Origin of the sequence: Methylobacterium aquaticum (assembly GCF_001043915.1) — a bacterium.
GTDB lineage: Bacteria > Pseudomonadota > Alphaproteobacteria > Rhizobiales > Beijerinckiaceae > Methylobacterium > Methylobacterium aquaticum.
Window position 1 is genome coordinate 25250 of sequence record NZ_LABX01000087.1, and the last position, 26666, is coordinate 51915.

Annotated in this window: 22 protein-coding genes; 16 read left to right on the forward strand and 6 right to left on the reverse strand. The window is 72.0% G+C overall.

All coding sequences use genetic code 11. From position 1 onward, the window contains the following. The first annotated feature begins 7 nt into the window (after positions 1-7). From VP06_RS12035 to VP06_RS12050, 4 genes are all read left to right on the forward strand, one after another. Positions 8-874, forward strand: a complete 867-nt coding sequence (locus tag VP06_RS12035) for a GNAT family N-acetyltransferase (protein ID WP_048464032.1) — start codon at positions 8-10, stop codon at positions 872-874. 236 nt (positions 875-1110) lie between these two features. Beyond that, the gene (locus tag VP06_RS12040) at positions 1111-1980 is read left to right on the forward strand and encodes a GNAT family N-acetyltransferase (RefSeq protein WP_048464014.1); all 870 of its coding nucleotides are present in this window, start codon (positions 1111-1113) and stop codon (positions 1978-1980) included. A gap of 59 nt (positions 1981-2039) precedes the next feature. Next, on the forward strand, positions 2040-3317 hold the full coding sequence (locus tag VP06_RS12045; RefSeq protein WP_048464015.1) for an NAD(P)/FAD-dependent oxidoreductase: 1278 nt from the start codon (positions 2040-2042) through the stop codon (positions 3315-3317). Then, positions 3314-4771 carry an aldehyde dehydrogenase family protein gene (locus VP06_RS12050; protein WP_048464016.1) on the forward strand — a complete coding sequence of 486 codons (1458 nt, stop codon included), beginning with the start codon at positions 3314-3316 and terminating at the stop codon, positions 4769-4771. Before VP06_RS12045 ends, VP06_RS12050 begins: the two co-directional genes overlap by 4 nt. A gap of 263 nt (positions 4772-5034) precedes the next feature. Here VP06_RS12050 and VP06_RS12055 read toward each other — a convergent pair whose 3' ends face one another. Both VP06_RS12055 and VP06_RS12060 read right to left on the reverse strand, forming a co-directional pair. Further along, positions 5035-6549 (reverse strand): HlyD family type I secretion periplasmic adaptor subunit, encoded by a 1515-nt coding sequence (locus tag VP06_RS12055; RefSeq protein ID WP_048464017.1) that lies wholly within the window; start codon positions 6547-6549, stop codon positions 5035-5037. Beyond that, entirely contained in the window at positions 6546-8756 is a 2211-nt protein-coding gene (locus VP06_RS12060; RefSeq protein WP_048464018.1) for a type I secretion system permease/ATPase, read from the reverse strand. The genes VP06_RS12055 and VP06_RS12060 overlap by 4 nt, the downstream gene beginning before the upstream one ends. 583 nt (positions 8757-9339) lie before the next feature. Between VP06_RS12060 and VP06_RS12065 the strand changes: the two genes are divergently transcribed. The 8 genes from VP06_RS12065 to VP06_RS12100 all read left to right on the forward strand — a co-directional run bounded on the left by VP06_RS12065 (position 9340) and on the right by VP06_RS12100 (position 18847). Continuing rightward, positions 9340-10323 carry an NAD-dependent epimerase/dehydratase family protein gene (locus VP06_RS12065; RefSeq protein ID WP_048464019.1) on the forward strand — a complete coding sequence of 328 codons (984 nt, stop codon included), beginning with the start codon at positions 9340-9342 and terminating at the stop codon, positions 10321-10323. Then, positions 10320-11066 (forward strand): SDR family oxidoreductase, encoded by a 747-nt coding sequence (locus VP06_RS12070; protein WP_048464020.1) that lies wholly within the window; start codon positions 10320-10322, stop codon positions 11064-11066. The genes VP06_RS12065 and VP06_RS12070 overlap by 4 nt, the downstream gene beginning before the upstream one ends. 9 nt (positions 11067-11075) lie before the next feature. After that, complete coding sequence (locus VP06_RS12075) at positions 11076-12494, forward strand: NAD(P)-binding domain-containing protein (protein ID WP_048464021.1); 1419 nt, start codon at positions 11076-11078, stop codon at positions 12492-12494. 122 nt (positions 12495-12616) lie between these two features. Next, positions 12617-14218 carry an ABC transporter substrate-binding protein gene (locus VP06_RS12080; protein WP_048464033.1) on the forward strand — a complete coding sequence of 534 codons (1602 nt, stop codon included), beginning with the start codon at positions 12617-12619 and terminating at the stop codon, positions 14216-14218. Between the two features lie 4 nt (positions 14219-14222). Next, entirely contained in the window at positions 14223-15254 is a 1032-nt protein-coding gene (locus VP06_RS12085; protein WP_048464022.1) for an ABC transporter permease, read from the forward strand. Between the two features lie 32 nt (positions 15255-15286). Further along, on the forward strand, positions 15287-16162 hold the full coding sequence (locus tag VP06_RS12090; protein ID WP_048464023.1) for an ABC transporter permease: 876 nt from the start codon (positions 15287-15289) through the stop codon (positions 16160-16162). Next, a complete protein-coding gene (gene nikE / locus VP06_RS12095; RefSeq protein ID WP_048464024.1) occupies positions 16162-17820 on the forward strand; it encodes a nickel ABC transporter ATP-binding protein NikE in 1659 nt (552 codons plus the stop codon). The genes VP06_RS12090 and nikE overlap by 1 nt, the downstream gene beginning before the upstream one ends. Positions 17821-17920: 100 nt before the next feature. Further along, positions 17921-18847, forward strand: coding sequence for an N-carbamoyl-D-amino-acid hydrolase (locus VP06_RS12100; RefSeq protein ID WP_048464025.1), 927 nt, complete (start codon positions 17921-17923; stop codon positions 18845-18847). A gap of 126 nt (positions 18848-18973) precedes the next feature. Here the strand turns inward: VP06_RS12100 and VP06_RS12105 are convergent, their stop codons facing one another. Beyond that, positions 18974-19627: an aspartate/glutamate racemase family protein gene (locus tag VP06_RS12105; protein WP_048464026.1), complete on the reverse strand. Its 654-nt coding sequence runs from the start codon at positions 19625-19627 to the stop codon at positions 18974-18976. Positions 19628-19686: 59 nt separating this feature from the next. Between VP06_RS12105 and hydA the strand changes: the two genes are divergently transcribed. Further along, the gene (gene hydA / locus VP06_RS12110; RefSeq protein WP_048464027.1) at positions 19687-21075 is read left to right on the forward strand and encodes a dihydropyrimidinase; all 1389 of its coding nucleotides are present in this window, start codon (positions 19687-19689) and stop codon (positions 21073-21075) included. Positions 21076-21193: 118 nt separating this feature from the next. Here hydA and VP06_RS12115 read toward each other — a convergent pair whose 3' ends face one another. The 3 genes from VP06_RS12115 to VP06_RS12125 are packed head-to-tail and all read right to left on the reverse strand — an operon-like array spanning position 21194 to position 22802. Then, on the reverse strand, positions 21194-21592 hold the full coding sequence (locus tag VP06_RS12115) for an MAPEG family protein (RefSeq protein WP_048464028.1): 399 nt from the start codon (positions 21590-21592) through the stop codon (positions 21194-21196). 13 nt (positions 21593-21605) lie between these two features. After that, positions 21606-22049 (reverse strand): catalase family protein, encoded by a 444-nt coding sequence (locus tag VP06_RS12120; RefSeq protein WP_048464029.1) that lies wholly within the window; start codon positions 22047-22049, stop codon positions 21606-21608. 54 nt (positions 22050-22103) lie between these two features. After that, positions 22104-22802, reverse strand: coding sequence for a L,D-transpeptidase (locus VP06_RS12125; protein ID WP_048464030.1), 699 nt, complete (start codon positions 22800-22802; stop codon positions 22104-22106). Positions 22803-22941: 139 nt separating this feature from the next. Here VP06_RS12125 and VP06_RS12130 point away from each other — a divergent pair, with 139 nt between their 5' ends. From VP06_RS12130 to VP06_RS12140, 3 genes are all read left to right on the forward strand, one after another. Beyond that, entirely contained in the window at positions 22942-24477 is a 1536-nt protein-coding gene (locus VP06_RS12130; RefSeq protein WP_245291156.1) for a sensor histidine kinase, read from the forward strand. Beyond that, a complete protein-coding gene (locus VP06_RS12135; RefSeq protein WP_048464031.1) occupies positions 24453-25859 on the forward strand; it encodes a sigma-54-dependent transcriptional regulator in 1407 nt (468 codons plus the stop codon). The genes VP06_RS12130 and VP06_RS12135 overlap by 25 nt, the downstream gene beginning before the upstream one ends. 98 nt (positions 25860-25957) lie before the next feature. After that, on the forward strand, positions 25958-26666 hold a 709-nt coding region (locus tag VP06_RS12140; RefSeq protein WP_063928383.1), incomplete at its 3' end, for a hypothetical protein.

The window sequence follows — 26666 nt, forward strand, 5'->3', positions numbered from 1 at the left end:
CAACACGATGCGGCTGAAGTCCTACGAGCTCGCCACGCAGGACATCGCCTCCGTCGACGTGGAAGCGCTCCACGCCTTGTCCCTCGGCGTCGAGTGGCCGCATCGCCCGGGAGACTGGGACGCCTTCCGCTCCCTGGGGCACGGCATCGTCGCCCAGGACGAGATCGGGCGCGTCTTCGGATCGGCGATGTGGTTCCCCCACGGCGAGGAATGCGCGACCATCGGCATGGTCATCACGACACCGCGGGTGCAGGCCCAGGGCGGCGGGCGCTGGATGATGGACCGCATCCTCCAGCAATGCGGTGACCGCCGGCTGATCCTGAACTCGACCCGCGCCGCCTACCGCCTCTACGTTGCACTCGGCTTCGTGCCGCAGGCGACGGTCTCCCAGCATCAGGGCTATGCCACCCCCTGGGCCGCGCCCGTACTGGGGCCCGACCCCGCCGTCGAGGCGATCGCGCCCGCCGGGCTCGGCGAGGTCGCGGCCCTCGACGCCGCCGCGTTCGGCGCCGCCCGGCCCCGGCTGATGGCCCATCTTGCCGGCACGGCCGAGATCCGCGGCCTGCGCCGCGACGGGCGCCTCGTCGGCTACGGCATGCGCCGCGCCTTCGGGCGGGGCACCGTCATCGGTCCGGTCGTGGCGGAGAGCGAGGCGGACGCCGTCGCACTTGTGGCCTCGCTGCTGACCGGTCTCGACGGCCGGTTCGTCCGCCTCGATACGCGCCAGCCTCCTGGATTGCTGCGCTCCTTCCTGGAATCGGCGGGGCTGGCGCTGTTCGACACCACCAAGACCCTGACCCGCGGCGCGCCGCTCCCCGTGGTCGAACCCGGGCGTCCGGGCATCTACGGCTTGACGGCCCATGCCCTGAGCTGACGCCGCGACGATCCTGCCGATGGCGGCACCGTGCCTGCCCGCGACGCCGATGATCGGGAGCGCCCGAACGGCCCATGATCGCCATCGCCGAAGCGTGTTGCGGTTCGGCGACGGCGACGAACCCGACACGTCGATCCGAACCGGTCCCCACCTCGCGGGCCCGCCGGGATCGCCTGCGCCCGATGGGCGGGCCTCGCCCGTCCCGTCCTGCCACCCGCGCGAGACACCCTCCCGTCATGAATACCGCCCTCCTCCCGGACGTGTCGTCCGAGACCGATCCGGTCGCCCTGGTGCCGTTCACGGCGGCGCATCTGCCCGGCGCCCTGGCGTTGTCGCAGGAGATGGCCTGGCCCTACCGGATCGAGGATTGGGCCTTCGCCCTTCAGGTCGGCCGGGGCTTCGCCCTCGAGCGCGACGGGGCAGTGATCGGGACGGCGGCCCTGTTTCCCGATGACGGCACCCTCGCGACGATCGGCATGATCATCGTCGCGGGCGCGGCGCAGGGGCGGGGCTACGGCACCCGGCTGGTCGAGGCCTTGCTGGGCGCGGCCGGGCCACGCAGCCTCCTGCTCAACGCCACCGCGGAAGGGCGCGGACTCTACGAACGCTACGGCTTCACGCCGGTCGGGACCATCCGGCAGCACCAGGGCCCGTTCCGCCGCCATCCCGCCGCTCGGCCCGATGCGGGCATCCGGGCGCTGGGCCCGGCGGATCTCGCCGCCATCGCACGGCTCGACCGCGAGGCGACCGGGTTCGCGCGCCGCCCGATGCTGGACCGCCTCGTGGCGGCCGGCGACGGCTGCGTGCTCCTGCGGGACGGCGCGCCCGCCGGCTACGCGATCGCCCGCCCCTTCGGCCGCGGCCACGTGATCGGTCCGGTCGTCGCCGGCAGCCCCGACGAGGCGCACCGCCTGATCGGGGCGGCGCTCGCCCCGCTCGACGGCCGCTTCGTGCGGATCGATGCGCCGGAGGCGGCGCGGCTCTCGCCCTGGCTCGCCGAGATCGGCCTGCCGCCGGTCGGCGGCGCCCTCACCATGGTCCGCGGCGCCCTCCCCCCGACCGGGCCGGCGCGCCTCTTCGCCCTCGCCAACCAGTCCTTCAACTGATCCGCCCGCGGCGCCGACCGACGCCGCCTCGTCCGGATCTGGAATCACCCGGTGCCGCTATGAAGCTCACATCCTACTGGCTGGACACGTCGCCCGCCTTCGCGGGCAGCGCCAAGGGGCCCGTCGAGGGCACCTGCGACGTCGCGGTGATCGGCGGCGGCCTGACCGGCGCCTCGGCCGCCCTGGCGCTCGCCAAGAAGGGCGCCCGCGTCGTCGTCCTGGAAGCCGACACGATCGGCGGCGCGGCGTCGGGCCGCAACGGCGGCATGTGCAACAACGGCTTCGCGCAGGATTACGGCACGCTCTCGGCCAAGCTCGGCCGCGAGGTCGCCGACCGGCTCTACCGCGCCTTCGATGCCGGCGTCGACACGGTCGAGCGCCTGGTCCACGAGGAAGCGATCGAGTGCAGCTTCGCCCGCGTCGGCAAGCTCAAGCTCGCGGCCAAGCCTGAACACTACGACAAGCTGGCGCGCAGCCAGGAGCTGCTCGCCGCCACCGTCGATCCCGACACCGCGATGGTGAGCCGCGCCGATCTGGGCAACGAGATCGGCTCGCAGCGCTATTACGGCGGCCTGATCTACCGCAAGAGCGCGGCGCTGCATGTCGGCCGCTTCGTCCGGGGCCTCGCCGAGGCCGCCGCCCGGCGCGGCGTCGCGGTCCACGAGCGCACGCCGATGACGAGCCTGAAGGCCGCGCCGGGCGGCGGCCACCTCGTCGGCACGCCCAAGGGCACGGTGCGGGCCAAGCAGGTTCTGCTCGCCAGCGGGATCTCGCAGGCCGGTCCCCTCGGCTGGGTGCGCCGGCGCATCGTGCCGGTCGGCGCCTTCCTGATCGCCACCGAGCCGCTGCCGGTGGAGACGCTCGACCGGCTGACCCCGCGCCGCCGCAACGCCGTCGATACCAAGAATCTCGTCAACTACTTCCGCACCACGCCCGACAACCGGCTGCTGTTCGGCGGCCGCGCCCGCTTCGCGGTCTCGAACCCGGCCTCGGACGAGAAGAGCGGCGAGCTTTTGCGCGCCGCCCTGCACGACGTCTTCCCCGAGCTGAGCAACGTCCGCATCGATTACTGCTGGGGCGGCATGGTCGACATGACCCGCGACCGCCTTCCCCGGGCCGGCGAGCGCGACGGCATCTACTACGCGATGGGCTACAGCGGCCACGGCACCCAGATGTCGACCCTGATGGGCACCATCATGGCCGAGGTCATGGACGGACGCGCCGAGCTGAACCCATGGAGCCAGTTCGCCTGGCCGGCCATTCCCGGCCATTTCGGCCCGCCCTGGTTCCTGCCGGTGGTCGGCGCCTATTACCGCCTCAAGGACCGCTTCCAATGACCGATCCCATCCGGCATCTGACGGAGGCCGGCCGGCTCGGCCGGTTCTACGGCGACGGGGCGTGGCGCGATCCGGCGGGATCGGAGCGCGCGGGCGTCGTCAACCCGGCGACCGAGGCGGTGATCGCCGAGATCGCCCTGTGCGGCCGGCAGGAGGTCGAGCACGCGGTCACCGCGGCCCGGCGCGCCTTCCCGGCCTGGTCGCGCACCGCGCCGGCCGAGCGGGCGGCGCTCCTCGACCGCGTCCACGGGCTGGTCATGGAACGGCTGGAGCTGTTCGCCCATGCCCTCACCGCCGAGATGGGCGCCCCCATCTCCTACGCGCGCCAGGCGCAGGTGCCGCTCGCCGCCGCGCATCTGCGGGTCGCCCGCGACCTGCTGGCGACCTTCCCGTTCCTCTCGCAGCGCGGCACCACCGCCATTGCGCGCGAGGCGATCGGCGTCTGCGGGCTCATCACGCCCTGGAACTGGCCGCTCTACCAGATCACCGCGAAGGTCGGCCCGGCGCTGGCGGCGGGCTGCACAGTGGTGCTCAAGCCCAGCGAGCTGTCACCCCTGAGCGCGCTGCTGTTCGCCGAGGTGATGCACGAGGCCGGCTGCCCGGCGGGCGTGTTCAACCTCGTCAACGGCACCGGGCCGGTGGTCGGCGAGGCGCTGGCGACGCATCCGGAGGTCGACATGATCTCGATCACCGGCTCCACCCGGGCGGGCGTGCTCGTGGCGCAGGCCGCCGCCCCCACGGTGAAGCGCGTGGCGCAGGAACTCGGCGGCAAGTCGCCCAACCTCGTGCTGCCGGATGCCGACCTCGCGCGCTGCATCCCGCTCGGCGTCGCCTCGGCGATGCGCAACCTCGGACAATCGTGCAGCGCCCCGACCCGGATGCTGGTGCCCCGCGCACGTCTCGCCGAGGTCGAGGCCCTGGCGCGGAATACCGTGGCCGTGTTCCGGGTCGGCGATCCGCAGCGCGAGGAGATGACCCATGGGGCGATTGCCAACCGGGCGCAGTTCGACCGCATCCAGCAGATGATCCGGATCGGCATCGAGGAGGGCGCGACGCTCGTCGCCGGCGGGCCGGGGCGGCCCGAGGGCCTGGCGACCGGCCTTTTCGCCCGCCCGACCGTGTTCTCGGCGGTGCGCCGCGACATGACGATCGCCCAGGAGGAGATTTTTGGGCCGGTCCTGGCGATCCTGCCCTATGACAGCGTCGAGGAGGCGGTCGCGATCGCCAACGACACGATCTACGGCCTCGGCGCCCACGTGCACGGGGCCGATCTGGAGCAGGTCCGGGCGGTGGCGAGGCAGATCCGCGCCGGACAGGTCCACCTCAATGCGCCGGACTGGGACCCGCACGCGCCCTTCGGCGGCTACAAGCGCTCGGGCAACGGCCGCGAATACGGCCGCGAGGGCCTGGAAGAATACCTGGAGACGAAGGCCATCCTCGGCTTCTACCAGTAATACCATCGGCCCAAGATGCTGACGCATCGGGCCGTTGACCCATCTCGAATTTTCGATGTCAAGCCAGAGGCTTGGCGACAATTCGAGAACAGAACCAAAGGTCGTTTCCAACGACCGTTGGTATAAGCCGGACGGGTCCGGGGCGGCCGGCCGTCCCGGGCTCGCCGCGGCGGAATACGCTTATGGAACGATGTGCGGCGGGTGATCGACGCGATCATCCGCCGCTCGGCGTCAGACCCGCAGCGGATCGCACCCGGCCCCCATCACCGCTCATGCCCCGCGGTCGAAGCCGTCTCCCGCACCGGCGAGAGCAGGTAGTCGATCACCCGCCGCCGGCCGGTGCGGATTTCCACCGTCGCGGTCATGCCCGGGGTCAGGGCCACGTCCTTGCCGTCGGCCTTGATGAAGGTCTGGGACAAAGCCACCGTCACCGGAAAGATCAGGTTCTGGGTCTTCGGCATCCCGGTCACCGGGTTCACGCCCTGGCCGCGCGCGACGGAGAGCGCGTCGCTGCCGCCGCCCGCCTCGCGGTCGTCGACCGCGTCGCGCGAGACCCGCACGACCTTGCCCTCGATCGAGCCGTAGCGGGTGAACGGGAAGGCGTCGATCTTCACCACCGCCTCCTGGCCGGGCAGGATGAAGCCGATATCCTTGTTCTGGAGCTGGGCCTCGACCTCGATCGGCCCGTCGGTCGGCACCACCACCATCAGCGGCTGGCCGGCGGTGACCACCTGGCCGAGCGTCGTCACGGCAAGCTGCTGCACCGTGCCGGAGATCGGCGCCTTGAGCTGGGTGCGCTCGCGCTTGAGCTGCGCCTTCACCACGTCCTGGACCAAGGCGTCGCGCTTCTGGGCCGCTTCCGTCAGAGCCTGATACTGGCGCGCCACGGTCTCGCTGGCGAGCTGGGTGATGCGGCGCTGGAGCGAGGTGGCGGCCGCCTTGGCCTCGATCAATTGCCCGCGGTCATAGGCGAGATCGGCCGCGACCTGCTCGACCTGCTGCACCGCGTCGATCACCGCCGCCCGGGTGCCCGCCGCCTTGGCCACCAGGGTCTCGCGCATGTCGGCGCGCTCCTTGAGCACCGATTGCAGGCGTTCGCGCGCCGCGATGCTGGCGGTGAAGCGCTCCTGCGTCGCGACCTTCTCGGCAAGCTGCGCCTCGAACGCCTCGCGGGTGGTGATGTACTGGCCGATCTCGGCCAGCATCGCGCCCTCCTCGCGGGCACGCACCGCCGGCGGCACGGCAGCCGGGAAATCCACCTTGGCGGTGGACTTGTTCGTCTCCACCGCCACGATCGTGGCGCGGCGCCGCGCGATCTGGGCCTCCAGGGCCGCGAGGTCGCCCTGGCGCGAGGACAGGTCGGCCTCGGCCTCGGTCGGCTCCAGGGTGAGCAGCACGTCGCCGGCCTGAACCCGGCTGCCATTCTCGACCGCGATGGTCTGGACCTTGCCGGTGTCGAAGGGCTGCACGACCTTCGAGCGCCCGGACGGCTGGATGCGGGCGGTGGCCACCGCATGGATGTCGATCCGGGCGAAGATGCTCCAGACCAGCGCCGCCGCGAACATCAGGCACATCACCCAGGTGAACACCACCGCGTAGGGCGAGGGCGGTCGGTCGAGGATCTCCAGATGCGCCGGCAGGAATTCCTGGTCGGCGCGGTCGTCGGCCAGGCGCCGCACCCGCTCGGTCAGGCCGCGCGGGCTGAAGCGGGCGGGCGGCGGCGGGCGGCGGGACGCCGGAAGGCCAGCCGGGACGACGGGATTCGGGTTGGCGCTCACGCGGCCTCTCCCTGGGCTGAGCCGTGATCGGATTGGAGGCGCCAGAGGCGGCCGTAGAGCGAGGTCGGCCGGTCGACCAGCTCGCGGTGGGTGCCGTCCTCGACGATGCGCCCTTCCTGCATGGCGATGATGCGGTCGCAGATCCGCACCGCCGCGAGGCGATGGGCGATGATGATGACGGTCCGCCCGCGCACGATGTGCTTCATGTTCTCCTGGATGATCCGCTCGCTCTCGTAATCGAGGGCCGAGGTCGCCTCGTCCAGGATCAGGATGCGCGGGTTGGTGGCGAGCGCCCGCGCGATGGCGAGGCGCTGGCGCTGCCCGCCCGAGAGGTTGGAGCCGCGCTCCTCGATCGGCGTGTCGTAGCCGAGGGGCAGGCGGTTGATGAACTCGTCGGCACCGGCGAGACGGGCCACCTGCATCACCTGCGCCCGCGACAGGCCCGGATTGGCAAGCGCGATGTTCTCGAACACCGTCTTGTTGAACAGCAGGTTCTCCTGGAGCACGACGCCGATCTGGCGCCGCAGCCAGGCCGGATCGACCTGGGCGATGTCGACGCCGTCGACCAGCACCTGGCCCTTCTCGGGCACGTAGAGGCGTTGCAGGAGCTTGGTGAAGGTCGACTTGCCCGAGCCCGAAGGACCGACGATGCCGATGACCTGACCGGCCGGGATGTCGAGGCTGACGTCCTTGAGCACCTCCGGCGTGCCGGGATGGTAGCGGAACGACACGCCCCGGACCGTGACCTGTCCCTTGGCCGGCGGCAGGTGGGCCTGGGCCAGCGACCGGGTCTCCGGCGGGCAGTTGAGCACGTCGCCGAGGCGCTCCAACGACACCTTGACCTGCTGGAAGTCCTGCCAGAGCTGGGACAGGCGCAGGATCGGCCCGGTGACCTGGCCCATGATCATGTTGAAGGCGATCAGGCTGCCGACGGTGAGTTCGCCGTTCATCACCGCATAGGCGCCGAAGAACAGCACCAGCGCGGTCGTGACCTTGGAGATGTACTGGATCGCGTTCTGGCCGATGCTGGCGATGAGGCCGGCGACGAACGAGGTCTTGACGTAGGCGGCGAGCCGCTCCTCCCACTGGCTCTTCAGCGTCGGCTCGACGGCGAGCGCCTTGATGGTGTGGATGCCGACCACCGACTCGATCAGGAACTGGCTCGACAGCGCCGAGCGGTTGAACTGCTCCAGGGTCTTCTCGCGCAGGACCGGCCGCAGCAGCACCGCCACCAGGATGTAGCAGGGGATCGACAGGGTGACGATCAGCGCGAGCAGCGGCGAGTAGAAGTACAGGATGGCGAGGAAGAGCAGCGTGAACGGGATGTCGATCGCCGAAGTCAGCGCTTGGCCGGTGAGGAAGTGGCGCACCGTCTCCAGCTCGCGCACGCGGGCGACGGTCTGGCCGGCGGGCCTGGTCTCGAAATAGCCGAGCGGCAGGCGCATCAGGTGGTCGAACAGGCGCGCGCCGAGCTCGACGTCGATGCGGCTCGCCGTGTGGGTGAGGATGTAGCCGCGCAGGTATTGCAGCACGACGTGGAACAGGCCGAGCACCACGAGGCCGACCGCGACCAGCGTCAGGGTCGAGTACCCGCGATGGACAAGCACCTTGTCGATGGTGATCTGGAAGAAGATCGGCGTGATGAGGGCGCAGAGCTGGATGAACAGCGAGGCGACCAGCACCGTGGCGAGCGGATTGCGGTAGCGCCAGATCGACGGGACGAACCAGGTCAGGCCGAAATGATGGAGCGCCGTCTGGAGGTTGGCCCGGCGTGCGATGAGCACGATGGTGCCGGCCCAGCGGCCGAGAAACACCTCGGCCTCGACGTGCTCGGCGCTGCGGGCGACCGGATCGATGATCCGGAGCTTGCCGTCCTCGAAGCGCCGGCCGAGCACGACGAAGCGGCCGTCCTCGACCTCCAGGATCGCCGGGAGCGGGATGCTCTCGAGGCGGGCCGGCTTCTGCTTCTGCAACAGGCGGCCCTTGAGGCCGAGCCGGCGGGCGCCGCGGACGATGTCGACGCCGCTCATCGCGCGCTGGCCGAGGCCGAGGTCGTGGCGGACCTGGGCCGGCTCGCACGGGATCTGGTGGAACGAGGCGACGAGGGCGAGGGCGCCGAGGCCGGAATCGGGGCGGACCGCCGGAAGCTCCGCGGGTCCCGGCCCCGATTGGCCGGGGCCGGCCTGTGCGGCCGCGTCTTGCACCATGTCCCGTCCCCTCAACTTCCGCGGCGCGGCTTCGCCGACGCTGGCTCCACGCCGCGCTCCATCCCGGGCCGCAACGTATACGAAAACCCGGCCGGCCATGACCAGCTTGGAAGACCAGCTTGGAACAGCCCGAGGCGGCAAGGTCCGCACGGTTCGCGGGCCGCGATTGTTTCACGCCGACCGTGTCGGGAAATCTCTTGGCCGGGGCGAGTGATGGTTTCATGACAAGGGGGCGGCCGGCCGCGCCGGCGGCCGCGTTCTCCCGGAACGGCGGCGATCCGCCGGGATGGGAGGAGGCCCGGGACGTGACGACCGCGATGGCTCACCTCGGACGAAACGTCGCGCCGGCTCACCAGGGCCGGGCGAGGCGCCGCCCCATCGTCGGGACGACGCCGGATCCGTGTGTCCGGGGCTGTCCGCCAGCCCGTCCCGCGCCGGATCGACCGGTGACCGGAGAGAGTGGACGCCGCTTGCCGGCCCGCTTCCTGCATGATGGTGCGCCGGACCGACCACGAGGATCGCACGTGCCGCCATCTCCCCCTCGCGACGATGCCCCCGCAACGATGGCGGGAGCGTTCGTCGCGTGAGCGTCGTCATCCTGGGCGGTGCCGGCTTCGTCGGGCTCAACCTCGCCGAAGCCCTGCTCGGGCGCGGCCTCGCCGTGCGGCTCCTCGACCGGGCCCCGCCCCCGCCGGCCTTCCTGCGGGCGCTCTCGAGGCTCGGCCCCCTCTCCCTTGATCTCGGCGACGTGACCGACCCGGGCGCCCTCGCCGCGGCGATCCGGCCGGGCACCGACGCGGTGGTGATGGCCGCCGCGGTGACGGCGGATGCCGCCCGCGAGGCCGCCGATCCAGGGCCGATCCTCGCGGTCAATCTCGGCGCCCTGGTGCCGATCCTCGATGCTTGCCGCCGGGCCGGGGTGCGCCGGGTGGTGAACCTGTCCTCGGCGGCGGCCTACGGGGCCGTGCAGGCGGACATCCTGTCCGAGGACCGGCCGGCCCAGCCGGCGAGCCTCTATGCCGTCACCAAGTTCGCCTCGGAAGCCGTGCTGGCGCGGCTCTGCGGCCATTGGGGCCTCGACGGGGTCAGCGTGCGCCTGAGCGCGGTGTTCGGGCCGTTCGAGCGCGACACGGCCTTGCGCGACACCTTGAGCCCGCAGGCGCAGATCTGGGCCGCCGCCCGGGCCGGCCGGCCGGCCTTGCTGCCGCGGCCCGGCCGGCGCGACTGGCTCTACGCGCCCGACGCCGCCGAGGCGGTGGCACGGCTGATCGCGGCCGATCGCCTGTGCCACCCCCTCTACAATGTGTCGAGCCCGACGGTCTGGCCGGTTCTCGCCTGGGGCGAGCGGCTGGCGGCGAACCGGGATCTGGTGCGGCCCGGCTTCGTCTGCCGCCTGGCGGCGCCGGGAGAGCCCGCGACGGTGTCGCTGCACGGCGACCACGACCGGCCGCCGCTTGCCACCGGCCGGCTGCGGGACGAACTCGGCTGGGAGGCGGCTTACGGCCTCGATGCCTCGGCGGAGGCGTTCCTGGCCTGGCAGTCGCGCATGCAGGAGGATCGCCCGTGAGGCTCGACGGCAAGGTGGCGGTGGTGACGGGGGGCGGCTCCGGCATCGGCGCCGCGACGGCGCGGCTCTTTTCGGAGTTCGGCGCCCGGGTGGCGGTGATCGACCGGGACGGCCCGGCGGCGCAAGCGGTGGCGGCCGAGATCGGCGGGCTGGCCCGCGCCTCGGATGTCGGCGACCCCGCGGCGGTGGCGGCCGATGCGGCGGCGGTGATCGCGGCCCTCGGCGGCATCGACGTGCTGGTGACGGCGGCGGGCTTTTCCGTTGGCGGAACCGTCGAGACCACCACGCCGGAGGACTGGGACGCGGTGTTCCGGGCCCATGTCGGCGGCACCTGGCTCTGGGCGGGACAAGCGGTGCCGTCGATGCGGGCCCGGGGCGGCGGCGCCATCGTCACCGTCGCCTCGCAGCTCGCGCTCGCCGGCGGACGCGGCAACAGCGCCTACATCGCCGCCAAGGGCGCGGTGCTCAGCCTCACCCGCACCATGGCGCTCGACTTCGCCGCCGACGGCATCCGGGTCAACGCCGTGGTGCCGGGCGCGATCGAGACGCCGCTCCTCGCCCGCAGCTTCCGGCGCGCCGCCGATCCGGCCGCCGCCCGCGCCGCCTCCGAGGCCCGGCACGCTCTCAAGCGCCTCGGCCAACCCGAGGAGGTCGCCCGGGCCATCCTCTACCTCGCAAGCCCTGCCGCCTCCTTCACCACCGGCGCGGCCCTGCCGGTCGAGGGCGGCTGGCTCTCCGCCTGACGGTCGTCCATGCCCTTCTCCAACAAGTCCTTCTCCAGCACGTCCCGCGACGCCCTCCGCGCCCGCATCCACGACGAGATCGCCCGCACGGCCCATCCCCGCGCGCCCTGGCTCACCCCCCGCCCCGCTCCGGACGGAACGCCGGCCCATGACGTGATCGTGGTCGGGGCCGGGCAATCCGGCCTCGCCATCGCCTTCGGGCTGATGCGGGCGCAGGTGACCAACATCCTGGTGCTCGACCGGGCGCCCGAAGGCCGGGAAGGCCCCTGGCTGACCTATGCGCGCATGCGGACCCTGCGCAGCCCGAAGGACTTCACCGGGCCGGATCTCGGCCTGCCGGCGCTCACCTACCAGTCCTGGCACGAGGCCCGGTACGGACAGGCGGCGTGGGACGCCCTCGACCTGATCCCCCGGGAGGACTGGGCCGCCTACCTCGCCTTCGTGCGCGACGCGACGGGCGTGCCGGTGGAGAACGGCGTCACCGTCACCCGGATCGCGCCGGCGGACGGCCTCCTGGCGGTGACGGAGGCGGGCGGCAGGGTGCGCTACGCCCGCAAGGTGGTGCTCGCCACCGGCCAGGAGGGCGCCGGGCGCTGGGCGATCCCGGAGGCGCTGTCCGGCCTGCCGGCCGGGCGCGTCGCCCGCACCGACGACGCGATCGATGTCGCGGGCCTGGAGGGGAAGCGCGTCGCGGTGATCGGCGCCGGCGCCTCGGCCTTCGACAATGCCGCGACGGCTCTGGAAGCCGGCGCCGCCGCGGTCACCCTGCTGTGCCGGCGGGCGGAGGCGCAGGTGGTGCAGCCCTATCGCTGGCTCACCTTCGCGGGCTTCCTGCGCCATCTCGGCGACCTCGACGACGCCTGGCGCTGGCGCTTCATGAGCGCGGTGATGGGGCTGCGCGAGGGCTTCCCGCAGGCGACCTGGGACCGCTGTGCCCGGCATCCGACCTTCCATTTTCTCCCCGGCGCACCGCTCCGCGCCGCCCGGATGGCGGACGGCGCGGTGGTCCTCGACACCCCGAAGGGCACGGTTGCCGCCGATTTCGTCATCGCGGCCACCGGCATCGCCATCGACTATGCCGCGCGGCCCGAATTGTCGGCGTTTGCCCACAACATCGCCACCTGGGGCGACCGCTACGCCCCTCCGGCGGAGGAGCGCGACGACCGCCTCGCGGCCTATCCCTATCTCGGCGACGATTACGCCTTCACCGAGCGCGAACGGGGGCTGACGCCGTGGATCGGCGACATCCACCTGTTCGGCATCGCCTCCACGGTGAGCCACGGCCCGTCCGGCTCGTCGATCAACGCCATGACGACCGCGGTGCCCCGCCTCGTCTCCGGCCTGACCCGCGGGCTGTTCGTCGCCGATCTCGACCGGCACTGGGCCGATTTCCGGGCCTACGACGTGCCTCAGGCGGTGCTGCGCTGATGCCGCGGTTAGCGCTTGCCCTCGGCCGGTCCGTCGGCTGGAATGGTCGTGCCTGGAACGACCCTTGCTAGAGGCCGGCCAGGTCAAGGATGCAGGAAGGGACAGGCGTGACGAAGACCAGCATGCGGACGGGCGGCCTTTCCGCCGCGCTCATCGTTGCTCTGGTGGTGGGTGCCGCGCCGGCCAGGGCCCAGAGCCGGGCCGAGACCCTGCGCTACGTCACGGGCGCGTCGGTCAACACCCTCGATCCGACCATGCCGGGCACGACCCGCGAGGCGTTCGCGATCAGCCTCTCGACCTACGACCGTCTCGTCAGCTTCGGCCGCAAGAAGCTCGGCGACAACTGGGTGTTCGACCTGGACACGATCCGCGGCGAGCTGGCCGAACGCTACGAGGTCAGCCCCGACGGCCTGACCCTCACGTTTTATCTCCGCAAGGACGCCAGGTTCCAGGACGGCACCCCGGTCACCGCCGAGGACGTGAAGTGGTCCCTCGACCGCGCCGTCTCGGCGAAGTCCCTCGCCGCGCCGCAGCTCCTCACCGGCTCGCTGACCAGCCCCGACCAGTTCACCGTGGTCGATCCCCATACCGTCAAGGTCACGCTGCCGAAGCCCGACCGGCTCGCCCTGCCGAACCTCGCGACCGTCTACGCCATCATCATCAACTCCAAGGCCGCCAAGGCGCATGCGACGGCCGAAGACCCCTGGGCGCAGACGTGGCTCAAGGATCATGCGGTCGGCAGCGGCGCCTACAGCGTCGACGTGTTCAAGCCCGGCGAGCAGGTGGTGCTGAAGCGCAACGCCGACTGGACCGGCGCGGCGCCGGACAAGCCGGCCGGCTTCAAGCGCATCATCGCCCAGACCATCCCCGACCCGGCGACCCGCGCCAACCTCGTCGAGAAGGGCGACGCCGACATCGTCATCGACCTCCAGGCCAACGACGCGCTGGCGCTGAAGGAGCGCGGCAAGCTGAAGGTGATCGCGACGCCGCAATTCAACGCGATGACGCTGATCTCGTTCAACACCAAGATGCCGCCCTTCGACAAGGTCGAGGTGCGCCAGGCTTTGGCCTACGCCCTGCCCTACGACGCGATGTTCAAGGCCGCCCTGTTCGGCCGCGGCAAGCCGCTCTTCGGCGCCACCTGGGGCGAGGGCGACCCCGCGCCCGTCTTCCCGGTCGCCCAGCCGGTGACGCTCGACCTCGCCAAGGCCAAGGACTGGCTCGCCAAGGCCGGCCTGCCGGACGGGTTCTCCACCACCTTCAGCTTCAATGTCGGCCAGGCCGCCACCGCCGAGCCGATGGCCGCGCTGATCCGCGAGTCGCTGGAGAAGATCGGCGTCAAGGTCGAGATCCAGAAGCTGCCGGACGCGCAGATGTCGACGCAGGTGAGCGAGAAGAAGCTGCCGTTCTTCACCGAGGGCATCGTCGCCTGGCTGCCCTCGCCGGACTATTTCTACCGCAACTTCTACACCGGCAACCAGCGCTGGAACTACAGCTCGATCGACGATCCCGAGATCAACGAACTGGCCGCCAAGGCGCGGTTCGAGCGTGACCCGGCCAAGTACGACGACGAGGCCCGCGCCCTGAACAAGCGCCACCTCGCCCTGATGCCGCAGATCCCGGTCTGGCAGCCGAACCAGGACGCCGTGATGGCCCCCTCGGTCGAGGGCTACACCTACCAGTTCCACCGTCAGGTCGATTACCGCGACCTGTCGCGGAAGTAGTCGGATGGCCTCCGCCAGCGGCATCGCCCGGCGCACCGGGCGGCGCTTCCTGTCCTCGCTGCCGGCACTCCTCGGCGTGCTGGTCTTCACCTTCCTGCTGATGCGGGTGCTGCCCGGCGACCCGGCGGTGTTCTTCGCCTCCGGGCCCAATGCCGGCAAGGCGGAGATCGAGGAGATCCGCCGCCAGATGGGGCTCGACAAGCCGGTGCCCGAGCAGCTGGTGCGGTATCTCGGGGACGTGGCGCGGGGCCAGCTCGGCCGCTCGATGACCACCGGCCAGCCGGTGCTGACGGATCTCCGCCAGCGCCTGCCGGCCTCGCTCGAACTGACCGTCACGGCGCTGGTCATCGCGCTCGTGCTTGCGATCCCGCTCGGGATCGCGGCGGCGCTCCGGCCGGGCTCGGTAGTGGATCATGCGGTGCGCTTCCTGTGTGCGCTCGGCGTCTGCGTCCCGACCTTCGTGTCGGGGCTGCTCCTGATCTACGTGTTCTATTACCTGCTCGGCGTCGCCCCGGACCCGACCGGCCGCATCGACGTGTTCGCGGCGAGCCCGCCCGACATCACCGGCTTCCTGCTGATCGATTTTTTGCTCGTCGGGGATGGCGAGGGCTGGCGCGCGGCGGCCGGACAATTGGTGCTGCCGGCCCTGACCATGGCGCTGTTCGTGCTGGCGCCGCTCGCCCGCATCACCCGGGCGGCGATGCTGAGCGTGCTCGGCAGCGACTTCATCCGCACCGCCCGGTCGCTGGGTTTGCCGCGCCGGCGGGTGATCGTGACTTACGCGTTGCGCAACGCGATCCTGCCGGTGCTCACCATCGCGGGCATCGTGTTTTCCACCATGCTCGGCGCCAACGTGCTGGTGGAAAAAGTGTTTTCCTGGCCCGGCGTCGCCTCCTACGCCCTCGACGCGCTGCTCGCCTCCGATTACGCCCCGGTCCAGGGCTTCGTTCTGCTGATGGCGAGCCTGTTCGTCGTCGTGAATCTCACGGTCGACGTGCTCTACGGCCTGGCCGATCCGCGCGTCTCGATCGAGTAGGCCGATGCGAGTGACCCGATGCGAGTGACCCGATGAACGCCGTCTCGCCCGCCCTCGCCCCGCCGCCGAGCACGCTGCGGCACGCCGGCTACGTCCTGCGGGACAACCCGCTCACCGCGGTCGCGGCGGCCGGTGCGGCCCTGCTCTGCCTCGTCGCCCTCTTCAGCCCCTGGCTCACCCCCTACGACCCGGTGGCCTCCGACGTCTCGGTGGCGCTCCAGCCGCCGAGCGCGGCGCATTGGGCCGGCACCGACCAGCTCGGCCGCGACGTGCTGAGCCGGATCATCGCGGCGACGCGGCTCGACCTCGCCATCGCGCTCTCGGCCGTGAGCCTGTCCTTCGCGCTTGGCGCGGTGATCGGAGGCGTGAGCGGCTATGCCGGCGGGCGGCTCGACCGGGTCGTGGGGCGCCTCGTCGACGTGCTGATGGCCTTCCCGCTCTTCGTGCTGGCGATGGCGCTCGTGGCGGCCCTCGGCAACCGGGTCGAGAACATCGTCATCGCCACGGCGATCATCAACCTGCCGTTCTACATCCGCTTCGCCCGGGCCGAGGTGAACGTGCGGCGGGATGCCGGCTACGTCGAGGCGGCGCGGGCCGGCGGCGAGGGCCACCTCGCGGTGGTCCTGCGCTTCCTGCTCCCCAACGTCCTGCCCGCCATGGCGGTGCAGATCTCGCTCAATCTCGGCTGGGCGATCCTCAATGCGGCGGGCCTGTCCTTCATCGGGCTGGGCGTGCGCCCGCCGACGCCGGAATGGGGCATCCTGGTGGCGGAGGGCGCCCGCTTCATCACCACCGGCAAGTGGTGGCTCGTCGCCTTCCCGGGCCTCGCCCTGATGCTGGCCGTGCTCTGCTTCAACCTGCTCGGCGACGGCCTGCGGGACATCCTCGATCCCCGGATGCGGACCTGATGCAGACGCCCCTTCTCTCGATCGAGGACCTGAAGGTCACCTTCACGACCCGCCGCGGCCCGGTCGAGGCCCTGCGTGGCGTCTCCCTCGCGGTGGCGCCCGGCGAGAGCCTGGGCCTCGTCGGCGAATCCGGCTCGGGCAAGTCGGTCACCGCCTTCGCGGCGGCGCGCCTCCTCGACCGGGCCGGGCGCATCACCGGCGGCCGGATCCGCTTCCGCGGCCAGGACGTGACCCGGCTCTCGGCGGCGGACCTGCGGGCGGCGCATGGCTCGGCGATCGGGATGATCTTCCAGAACCCGCGGGCGGCCCTGAACCCGATCCGCACCATCGGCCGCCAGCTCGCCGACGTGCTGGTGGCGGGCGGGCTCTCGAAGGCGCAAGGCCGGGCGCGGGCGCTGGAGAGCCTGGAGGCGGTGCGGATCCGCGACGCCGCCCGCCGCCTCGACGCCTATCCGCACGAGCTGTCGGGCGGCATGTGCCAGCGGGTCATGATCGCGCTGGCGCTCGCCTGCCGCCCGGCGCTCCTCATCGCCGACGAGCCGACCACCGGCCTCGACGTCACCACCCAGAAGACCGTGATGGACCTCGTCGCCCGGCTCACCGCCGAGCGCGGCATGGCGATGATCCTCATCACCCACGATCTCGGCCTCGCGGCCCAATATTGCGGCCGCATCGCCGTGATGGAGCAGGGCCGCCTGGTCGAGGAGGGCGAGCCGGGGGCGCTGTTTTCCGCGCCCCGCCACCCCTATACGCGGCGCCTCGTCGCCGCCTCGCCGACCCCGACGTCCACGCTCGCCGATCTCGTCCCGGAAGGTCCCCGCCCGCCGGCCCTGCCGCGACCGGCCCCGGCCCCCGGCACGCCGCCGCTCCTCGACGTGCAGGGCCTCGGCAAGCGCTTCGGCGGCGCCATGGCGGTCGAGGATGTCTCGTTCTCCCTTCGTGAGGGCGAGAGCCTCGGCCTCGTCGGCGAATCGGGATCGGGCAAGAGCACCACCTCGCGGATGATCTGCCGCCTCCTCGATGCGAGCGACGGCCGGATCCTGTTCGACGGCGAGTCGATCGGCACGATTCCCGCCCGCGACTTCCACCGCTCGCCCCACCGGCGCGCGATCCAGATCGTGTTCCAGGACCCGACCGACAGCCTCAACCCGCGCTTCTCGGCCTTCGACTGCATCGCCCATCCGCTGACGCGCCTGACGCCGCTGCGGGGCGAGGCACTCCGGCTGCGGGCGATCGAGAGCGCGGAGCGGGCGGGCCTTCCGGCGGCGCTCCTCGACCGGTTCCCGCACCAGCTCTCCGGCGGCCAGAAGGCCCGCATCGGCATCGCCCGGGCGATCGCCGTGAAGCCCCGTCTTCTCGTCCTCGACGAGCCGACCGCGGCCCTCGACGTCTCGGTCCAGGCCGGGGTGCTGCGCCTCCTCGACGACCTGCGCCGGCAGGACGGCCTCGCCTTCCTGTTCGTGAGCCACGACCTCAACGTGGTGCGGATGATGTGCGAGCGCACCCTGGTGCTCCAGGGCGGCCGGGTGGTCGAGGAGGGCGTCAGCCGCGACCTCTTCCGGGCGCCGCGCACCGCCTATACCCGGGAGCTGCTGGCGGCGATCCCGCATTTCCGGCCCGGGCAGACGCGGGGAATGGCGGCGGAGCCGGCAGCGTGAACCGTCGAACCCCGGTCGTGTGCATCCCTCCTCTCCCCGCGGCCGGGGAGCGGAGAAGGGCACGACTTCTATCACCGATCGTCGTCTCTAGGATGTCCCCATGCGCGTGATCCGCACTGCCGCCGCCCAGCTCGGGCCGATCCAGAAGGCCGAGGACCGGGACAGCGTCGTCGCCCGGATGATCGCGCTCATGGACGAGGCGAAACGCCAGGATGCCGACCTGATCGTCTATCCGGAGCTGGCGCTCACCACCTTCTTCCCGCGCTGGTACCACGAGGACCGGGCCGAGGCGGATCACTGGTTCGAGCGCGAGATGCCGGGCCCGGCGACCGCCCCGCTCTTCGCCCGGGCCCGCGCGCACGGCATGGCGATGTCGTTCGGCTATGCCGAGCTGACGCCCGAGGGCCGGCACTTCAACACCTCGATCCTGGTCGATCGCGACAGCACCATCGTGGGCAAGTACCGCAAGGTGCACCTGCCCGGCCACGACGAGTTCGATCCCGAACGCACCCACCAGCACCTGGAGAAGCGCTACTTCGAGCCCGGGGACCTCGGCTTCCCGGTCTGGCGGATGCTGGGCGGCATCCTCGGCATGTGCATCTGCAACGACCGGCGCTGGCCCGAGACCTACCGGGTGATGGGGTTGCAGGGCGTCGAAATGGTGGTGCTCGGCTTCAACACGCCCTCGGTCAACAGCCAGCGCAACGCCGAGGGGCTGGAGGACCGGCTGTTCCATCACCGGCTCTCGGTCCAGGCCGGAGCGTACCAGAACGGCACCTGGGTGGTGGCGGTGGCCAAGGCCGGCGACGAGGACGGCCATCCCCTGATCGGCGGCACGCTGATCTGCGATCCCAACGGGAAGATCGTCGCGGAGCTTCCGGGCGAGGCCGACGGGGTGATCGTCCACGCTTGCGACCTCGACGAGACCCGGTTCGGCAAGGAGACGATCTTCGACTTCGCCCGCCACCGCCGCATCGAGCATTACGGCCGCATCACCGCCCAGACCGGCGTGGTGCTGCCCGATTGATGTCAGACGATGTCCGGCCGATCGCTTCGCGATGCGGACATCGGCTTCGCTCAGGCGTGTGGAGCCGACGGTTCCACCGCGCGGGCTGGTGATCCGACGTCCGGAACGAATCGTCCGGATGTCGGATCAGGCGACCGCCACGATCCCGATCGCCATCGCGACGGCGGCCTGGACCGGGTCGATGACCGGGATGCCGAGTTCCTGCTCCAGGCCGCGCCGGTGCGCCGCCATGCCGGCGCAGCCCATCACGATGGCGCCCGCGCCGTCCCGGTCGCGCAGGTCGCGGCCGACGGCGATCATCCGGGCGAGGGTGTCGGTGCCGCTGGCGGTCTCGGCGACCGTCATCTCCAGCGCCCGCTCTCCGGCGAGGCGGTCGCTGACCCCCATCTGGCGCAGGGCCCGCAGGTGGCGTGGGATCGAGCGGCTCGCCACCGCGATGACGCCGAACCGGTCGGCCCGGGCGAGCGCGGTGAGGATGCCGCATTCGGCGATGCCGAGCACCGGCCGGCCGGTCGCCTCGCGGCAGACATGGAGGCCGGGATCGGAGTAGCAGGCGATGACGAAGGCATCCGCCGCCTCGCGCCGCACGAGATCGCGCAACGGCAGGGCCACCTGCTCGACATCGGCCTGCGACTGGATGCCGAACGGCCCCTCCGCGAGGGTCCGGCAATCGATGACGAAGCCGGGACGGGCCAGCGGCGCCAGCGCCCCGTCGAGGCCGCGCGTGACCGCCTCGTTCGAGTTCGGGTTGATGACGAGGATGCGCCGGTCTGCCGCCATGGGGGTCTCCTGATGTATCAGGCTTTGACCTTAGCAAGTTTCGGACGAGGAGCGTTTGGATGAGTGACCCCGCCTTCGACGCGGTGATCCGCGGCGGCACCGTCGCCACCGTGAGCGACGTCTTCACCGCCGATCTCGGCATCCGCGACGGCCGGATCGCGGCGATCGGCCTGGACCTGGCCCCGGGCCGGCGGGACATCGACGCCACCGGGAAGCTGGTGCTGCCGGGCGGGGTCGACAGCCACGCCCATATCGAGCAGCTCTCGGCCTCCGGGCTGATGAACGCCGATACCTGGGAGAGCGCCACCCGGTCGGCGGCCCTCGGCGGCACCACCAGCGTCATCGCCTTCGCGGCCCAGCATGTCGGGATGGATCTGGCGACGGTGGTCGAGGATTACACCGCGCTCGCTTCCCGCGGCGCGGTGATCGACTACGCCTTCCACCTCATCATCGCGGATGCGACCGAGAAGGCGCTGGTGCAGGACATCCCGGCGCTCGCGCGGGCCGGCCACACCTCGCTCAAGGCGTTCATGACCTATGACCGCCTGCGGCTGGCCGACGAGGCCCTGCTCGACCTGATGGCGGCGGCGAAGGAGGTGGGTGCCCTCGTCTGCGTCCACGCCGAGAACCACGGCCTCATCGCCTTCGCGAGCCGGCAATTGCTGAAGGAGGGCAAGACGGCGCCGAAATACCACGCCGCCAGCCATCCGCGCCTGTCGGAATCGGAGGCGTTCGAGCGGGTGGTACGGTTCTCGCAGTTCCTCGACCAGCCGGTGATGATCTTCCACGTCTCGACGGAAGAGGGCGCCGCGATCCTGCGCCGGGCCCGCGGCGAGGGCGCCAAGGTCTTTGCCGAGACCTGCCCGCAATACCTGTTCCTGACCGAATCCGACCTCGACCGGCCGGGGCTGGAAGGGGCGAAGTGGATGTGCTCCCCGCCGCTGCGCGAGGCCCGCGACCAGGAGGCCCTGTGGCGCGCCCTCGCTCTCGGCGACCTTCAGACCGTCTCCTCGGACCACGCGCCGTACCGCTACGACGAGACCGGCAAGCTCAAGGCCGGGCAGGCGGCGACCTTCAAGGAGATCGCCAACGGCATGCCGGGCTTGCAGATGCGGCTGCCCCTCCTGTTCGACGCGATGGTCTCCGGCGGGCGGCTGGGCTTGCGCAAGTTCGTCGAGATCACCGCGACGGCGCCGGCCCGGATCTACGGCCTGACGGGCAAGGGCTCGGTCGCCGTGGGGATGGATGCCGATCTCTGCCTCTGGGATCCGGACAAGCGCGTGACGCTCTCGGACGCGATGGTCGAGGACCGCACCGGCTTCACTCCCTATGTCGGCCGGACCGTGACCGGGTGGCCCGAGACGGTTCTGTGCCGCGGCCGGGTGATCGTCGAGGGCGGCGCGGTCACGGCGGAGGCCGGCAGCGGCGCGCCGATCCGGCGGGGCTGAGGGGCCGACGGCGCCGACCGGTCGGCGATCATCCCTCTCCTGCGAGAGGGGTTCCCGCACGTGATTGACAGAACCCTCGCGATCACCGCCGCAGCGCCCGGACTCACCCGAGACCGGCTCAGGACAGGCGCAGCAGCAGGCCCACGGCGGCAACGATCAGCACCGTGAAGGTCGCCAGGATGCCGCCGCCCCGGCAGGCAAATTGCCGGGGCGAGTTCGCCGGCGCCGTCATGCCGAACGGGTGCAGCACGCGGCCGACCAGCAGCACGATCAGGAGTCCGTGGACCAGGGCCCGGCTTGCCCCGTGGGCCTCGAGCAGGCCGACGAGGAGCAGGATGAACGGCACGTATTCGGCGAAATTGGCCTGGGACCGGGCGCGGTGCAGCAGCACCGCGTCGCCGCCATCGCCGTGCAGCACGTTGGCGGAGAGGCGCCGGGCCATCACCCAGCCGGAAAGCCCGGCAAAGAGCAGCGCCAGCACGGCGCCATAGGCGGCGGTCAGGGAGGGGAACACCATGGCGGTTCGTCCTTCAGGCGCGGGTCGGTTCGTGAATCGGGCAACCGTTGTGCGGGGCTCGGAAGCCGGCCGAGCGTGAATAGACGGCACGGCGCGCGCGCATCACCGAGCCGAGGGGCCGGTGCGCCGCGAGACCCTGCCACGGGCTGAAGGCGAGGCCCTCGTCGAGACGGCGCATCGTCTCGTCGCTCCAGCTCTCCTGTGGCGCAACGGTGATCCGGGCGACCGGGCGATAGGGACTCAGCTCCTCCGGCCACGGCGTCGAGGCATCCTCGACCGGCATCGCCGCGCGGTCGGTGAGGAGCTGGGCGCGCAGCTCCCACACGCCCTCCTGCGCGGCGAAGAACGCCGAGACCGCCTCGCGAAGGCCGTTCGGGCCGGCCAGTCGATGGCGCAGCGACAGGTCGGCCTCGCCCAGGCCGCTGCCATCCGTGACCCCATCCCAGACGATGGTCATGCCGTCGATCCCGCGGGTGGACAGCCCCGCGCGAGTCAGGGCCGATGCGTCCGGCTACGCCGGCAACACCACCACCTTCGTCTTCACCGGCGTCCGGTCATAGAGGTGGATCATGTCCTGGCTCAGCAGCCCGACGCAGCCGCTGGTGATGCCCGAGCCGATCGATTCGGGGTCGCTGCTGGCGTAGATCGTGTAGAGCGTGTAGGCGCCGTTCTGGTAGAGATGCAGGGTGCGGGCGCCGAGCGGGTTGTCGAGGCCGCCCGGCATGCCGCGGGCCCACTTCGCCGCCTCGGGCTGGCGCTTGATCATCTCCCGGGGCGGGGTCCAGGTCGCCCATTCGCTCTTGCGCCCGACATAGGCGTCGCCGCTCCAGCGGAACCCGTCGCGGCCGACATTGGCGCCGTAGCGGGTCGCGGCGCCCCCCTCCTCGATCCGGTAGACGTAGTAATTGGCCGGATCGACGATGATCGTCCCGGGCGCCTCCGTTGAAGCGTATTGCACCGTGCGACGATAGTATTTCGGATTGACCTTGCTGACGTCGACCGCCGGAATCGGGAATTTTTCCGCCGGCACCGGCCCGTAGAGGGCCGAGGCTTCGGCGAGGCTCAAGCCGTCCGAGGTCGCACAGCCGGCGAGCCCGAGCCCGCCGAGGCTCGCGGCACCGAACAGGAAGGACCGGCGGTGAAGAAGGCCCCGCTGCGCGGTGCCGCCATGGTCCGCGCCGATGCCGGCTTGTCCGTTCTCGACGATCATGATTCTGGACTTCCCGTGCCGTGCCGTCCGACGAGAGATGTCTCGGGCATCCACCCGCGGAGCATTGAGATCGCGCGGACCCTGCATTCATACGGCTCAGCTGGCAAGCCTCGACCGTCCGGCACCCCGGATCGACGGGATGTTTGCAGCACTCCCCGCGCCCGCCCACACTCCGCTCATGCTGTCCCACTCCCTCCGCGCCCACCTCCTCGCCCTCTGGATCCTGATCCTCGCCTCGGCGGCGGCCACGGGCTACCTGCTCGCCGAGTTCTACGCCGAGTCCGCCACCGTGCAGGTGGCGCAAGCCGAGTTGCAGGCCGCCCGCGCCTGCCGCGAGATCGGCGACCGGTTCGCCTTCTTCGGCGCCGGCTGGACCGGCAGCGTCACCGACCCCGACGACACCCTCAAGGGTCAGCTCACCGACGTCGTGGTGACGGCCCTCGCCAGCCAGCCGGGCGTGGAGGGCGGGATCTGGACCGCCGCCGGCGGTGCGGCGGCCCATGCCTTCCCGACTGACGAGGGCACCGGGCCGAAGACCGACCTGCCCGCGGCCGAGATCGACACGATCCGGCGCATCAACGCCGACGCCCTGTCGGCCGACCGGCCGGTCGCGACGCGGCGCGCGTCACGCACCCAGACCCTGGTGGTGCAAGGCTGCCCCTTGCGCGGCCCGATCGAGAACGCGACGGCCTGGACCATGACCCGGGTCCATACCGACCAGGGCCGGGCCTATGGCCAGCTCCTCGCCGGCTTCGGCTTCCTGGCCGCCACCGTTCTCGGCGCGGCGCTGCTCCTCGGGGGGCTGCTGCTCGTGCTCGGCCGGCGCATCGCCCGGCTCGAAGGCGAACTCGCGCGCGAGACGCAGGAGGGCGAGTTGCCGCGCCTGGGAGCGACCGGCCTGCGCGAACTCGACCGGCTGGTGGAGGCCCTGAACGCGGCGGGCACGCGCCTCGCCGCCGCCCGCCACCGCGCCGCGGAGGCCGAGCGCCTCGCGGCCCTGGGCCAGCTCGTCGCCGGCATCGCCCACGAGATCCGCAACCCCCTGGCGGCGATCCGGCTGAAGGCCGAGAACGCGCTGGCGAGCCCCGATCCGGTGCGGGCCCGGGCGGCCCTCGACCTGGTGCTCGATCAGGTCGCCCGCCTGGACCGGCTGCTGCGCGACCTGCTGAGCCTGACCCAGCCGCGACGGACGGCCCTGGCACCGACCGATCTCGGTTCGGTCTTCCGCGACTGCGCCCATCTCCACGACGACCTCGCCCGGACCCGCTTCGTGCGGATCGTGGTCGAGGCGGCGCCCGCCGAGCGCCCGCCCCTCGACATCGGGCAGATCCGCCGCGCCCTCGACAACCTCGTGCTCAACGCGATCCAGCACAGCCCTCCGGACGGCACCGTGCGGCTCTCCGGCAGCCGGGAGGAGAGCCGGCTGCGCATCCGCGTGTCGGATGAGGGACCCGGGGTTTGTGAACCGGTGCGGAGCCGGCTGTTCGACCCCTTCGTCACCGGCCGTCCCGACGGCACCGGCCTCGGCCTCGCGATCGTGCGCGAGATCGCCCGCGCCCATGGTGGACAGGTGCGGCTCGCCGCCCCACCTCCCCGGGCGACAGGCACCGAGGCGACGGCTCCCGGCGCGACCTTCGAGCTCGATCTGCCATGGCCCGCGCCGCCCATATCCTGATCGTCGACGACGACGCGGCCCTGCGCGACGGGCTGGCCGAGACGGTGAGCGATCTCGGCCATCACCCGGTCCTCGCCGCCTCGGGCACCGAGGCGTTGGAGCGGATGGCGGCGGATCCGGCCATCGCCGCCGTGCTCCTCGACCTGCGGATGCCCGGCGCCCTCGACGGGATGGCGGTGCTCCAGCGCCTGCGCGCCGGGCCCCGGCCGCCGCCGGTGGCGGTGCTGACCGCCTATGCCAGCGCCGAGAACACCATCGAGGCGATGCGGCTCGGCGCCTACGACCACCTGACGAAGCCGGTCGGACGGGCGGAGCTTGCCGGGCTGCTCGGCGGCATGCTGGCGCTGTCGGCCTCGGCGGTGCCGGAGCCCCCCGCCCCGGCGGCAGCCTCCACCCTGATCGGCTCCAGCGAGGCGATGCGGCGGGTGCAGAAGGTGGTGGGCCTGTCTGCCGACAGTGACGCGACGGTGCTGCTCCAGGGCGAGACCGGCACCGGCAAGGAGGTGGCGGCGCGCGCCCTCCACGCCCATGGCCGCCGCCGCGCCGGTCCCTTCGTGCCGGTGAACTGTGCCGCGATCCCCGCCGATCTCCTCGAAAGCGAGCTGTTCGGCCATCTGCGCGGCGCCTTCACGGGGGCGACGGGCGACCGGCCCGGCGCCTTCCGGGAGGCCGATGGCGGGACGCTCTTCCTCGACGAGATCGGCGACATGCCGCCCTCGATGCAGGCCAAGATCCTGCGGGCACTGCAGGAGCGGGTGGTGACGCCGGTCGGGGGTCGGCCCGCCCCGGTCGACGTCCGGGTGGTGGCCGCGACCCACCGCGACCTGCCGCGCCTCGTGGCCGAGGGCGGCTTCCGACAGGACCTGTTCTACCGCCTCAACGTGGTGCCGATCACCCTGCCGCCCCTGCGCGAGCGCCTGGCCGACATCCTGCCGCTCGCCGAGCACGTCCTGTCCTCGATCGGCGCGGGCCAGAAGCGCCTGGCGCCTGAGGCGGCCGCGGCGCTGATGCGCCATCCCTGGCCCGGCAACGTGCGCGAGTTGCGCAACGTGATCGAGCGGGCGGCGGTGCTGGCCCGCGGCGCGGTGATCGCGGCGGACGACCTCGGTCTCTCGGAGACGGGCCCTCCGGGCGAGAGGCCGGATATCCTGCCGGCCTGGGTCGACGGCGACCTGCCGGGCGCGGTGGCGCGGCTCGAGGAGGCGATGATCCGCCGGGCCCTGCGCGAGAGCGGCGGCAACCGCGCCCGGGCGGCCAAGAGCCTCGGGATCCAGCGCCAGCTTCTCTACGCCAAGATCGAGCGCTACGGCCTGCGCGACGCGGCGGTGTCGGGAAACCCGACGGAGGATGTCCCGAATCCCGACGGACGCCCCCTCGCCTGATGGGTTTTTTCTCTGTATTACAAAGATTTAGCATTTGGCATGAGAGTTGACAGAGGCTGCCTGAGCCGGCCGTCCGCCGGCACAGACGAGCGACGCTGATGACGACAGGCAAGCCCCGCCTCCGGGCGGCGGGCCTCGCAGCCATTCTCCTGGCGGCTGGCCCGGCCGCGGCGCAGGACAATTCGGTCTGGGATCCCGGCACCCTGCCGGAGACGAAAGGGATCGTGAAGCAGTACACGCTCACCCCCCGGGGCGACGTCGACGGCCTGATCCTCACCGACGGGACCGAGGTGAAGCTGCCGCCGCGCCTCTCCAGCGCCGTGGTGTTCACGGTCCGTCCAGGCGATGCGGTGTCGGTGCGCGGCATGCGCGCCCGGGCGCTCCCCCTGATCGACGGCGCGTCGATCCGCAACGAGGCGACCGGGGCCACCCTGGTCACCCTGGGGCCGCCAGAGCCTCCCGCCGACGAGACGGTGCTGAGCGGGCGCGTCGCCGGCCTGCTGCATGGCCGCCGGGGCGAGGTGAACGGCGCCCTCCTCGACGACGGCACCACCTTGAGGCTGCCGCCGCACGAGGCCGCGCGCCTGAGCGCGACCCTGCGCGCAGGACAGGACGTCAGCGCCCGCGGCAGCCTGGCGAAGAGCCCGCTCGGCACGGTGATGGAGGTGCGCGCGCTGGGCACGAGCCCGGATGCCCTGATCGCGGTCGGCGGGCCGCCGCCCCGTCCGCGCGGCCCGCGCGGCGAAGCCGGTCCTCCCGGCGGTCCCGACGCGCCGCCCCCACCTCCGCCGCCGGGTCCCGGTGCGG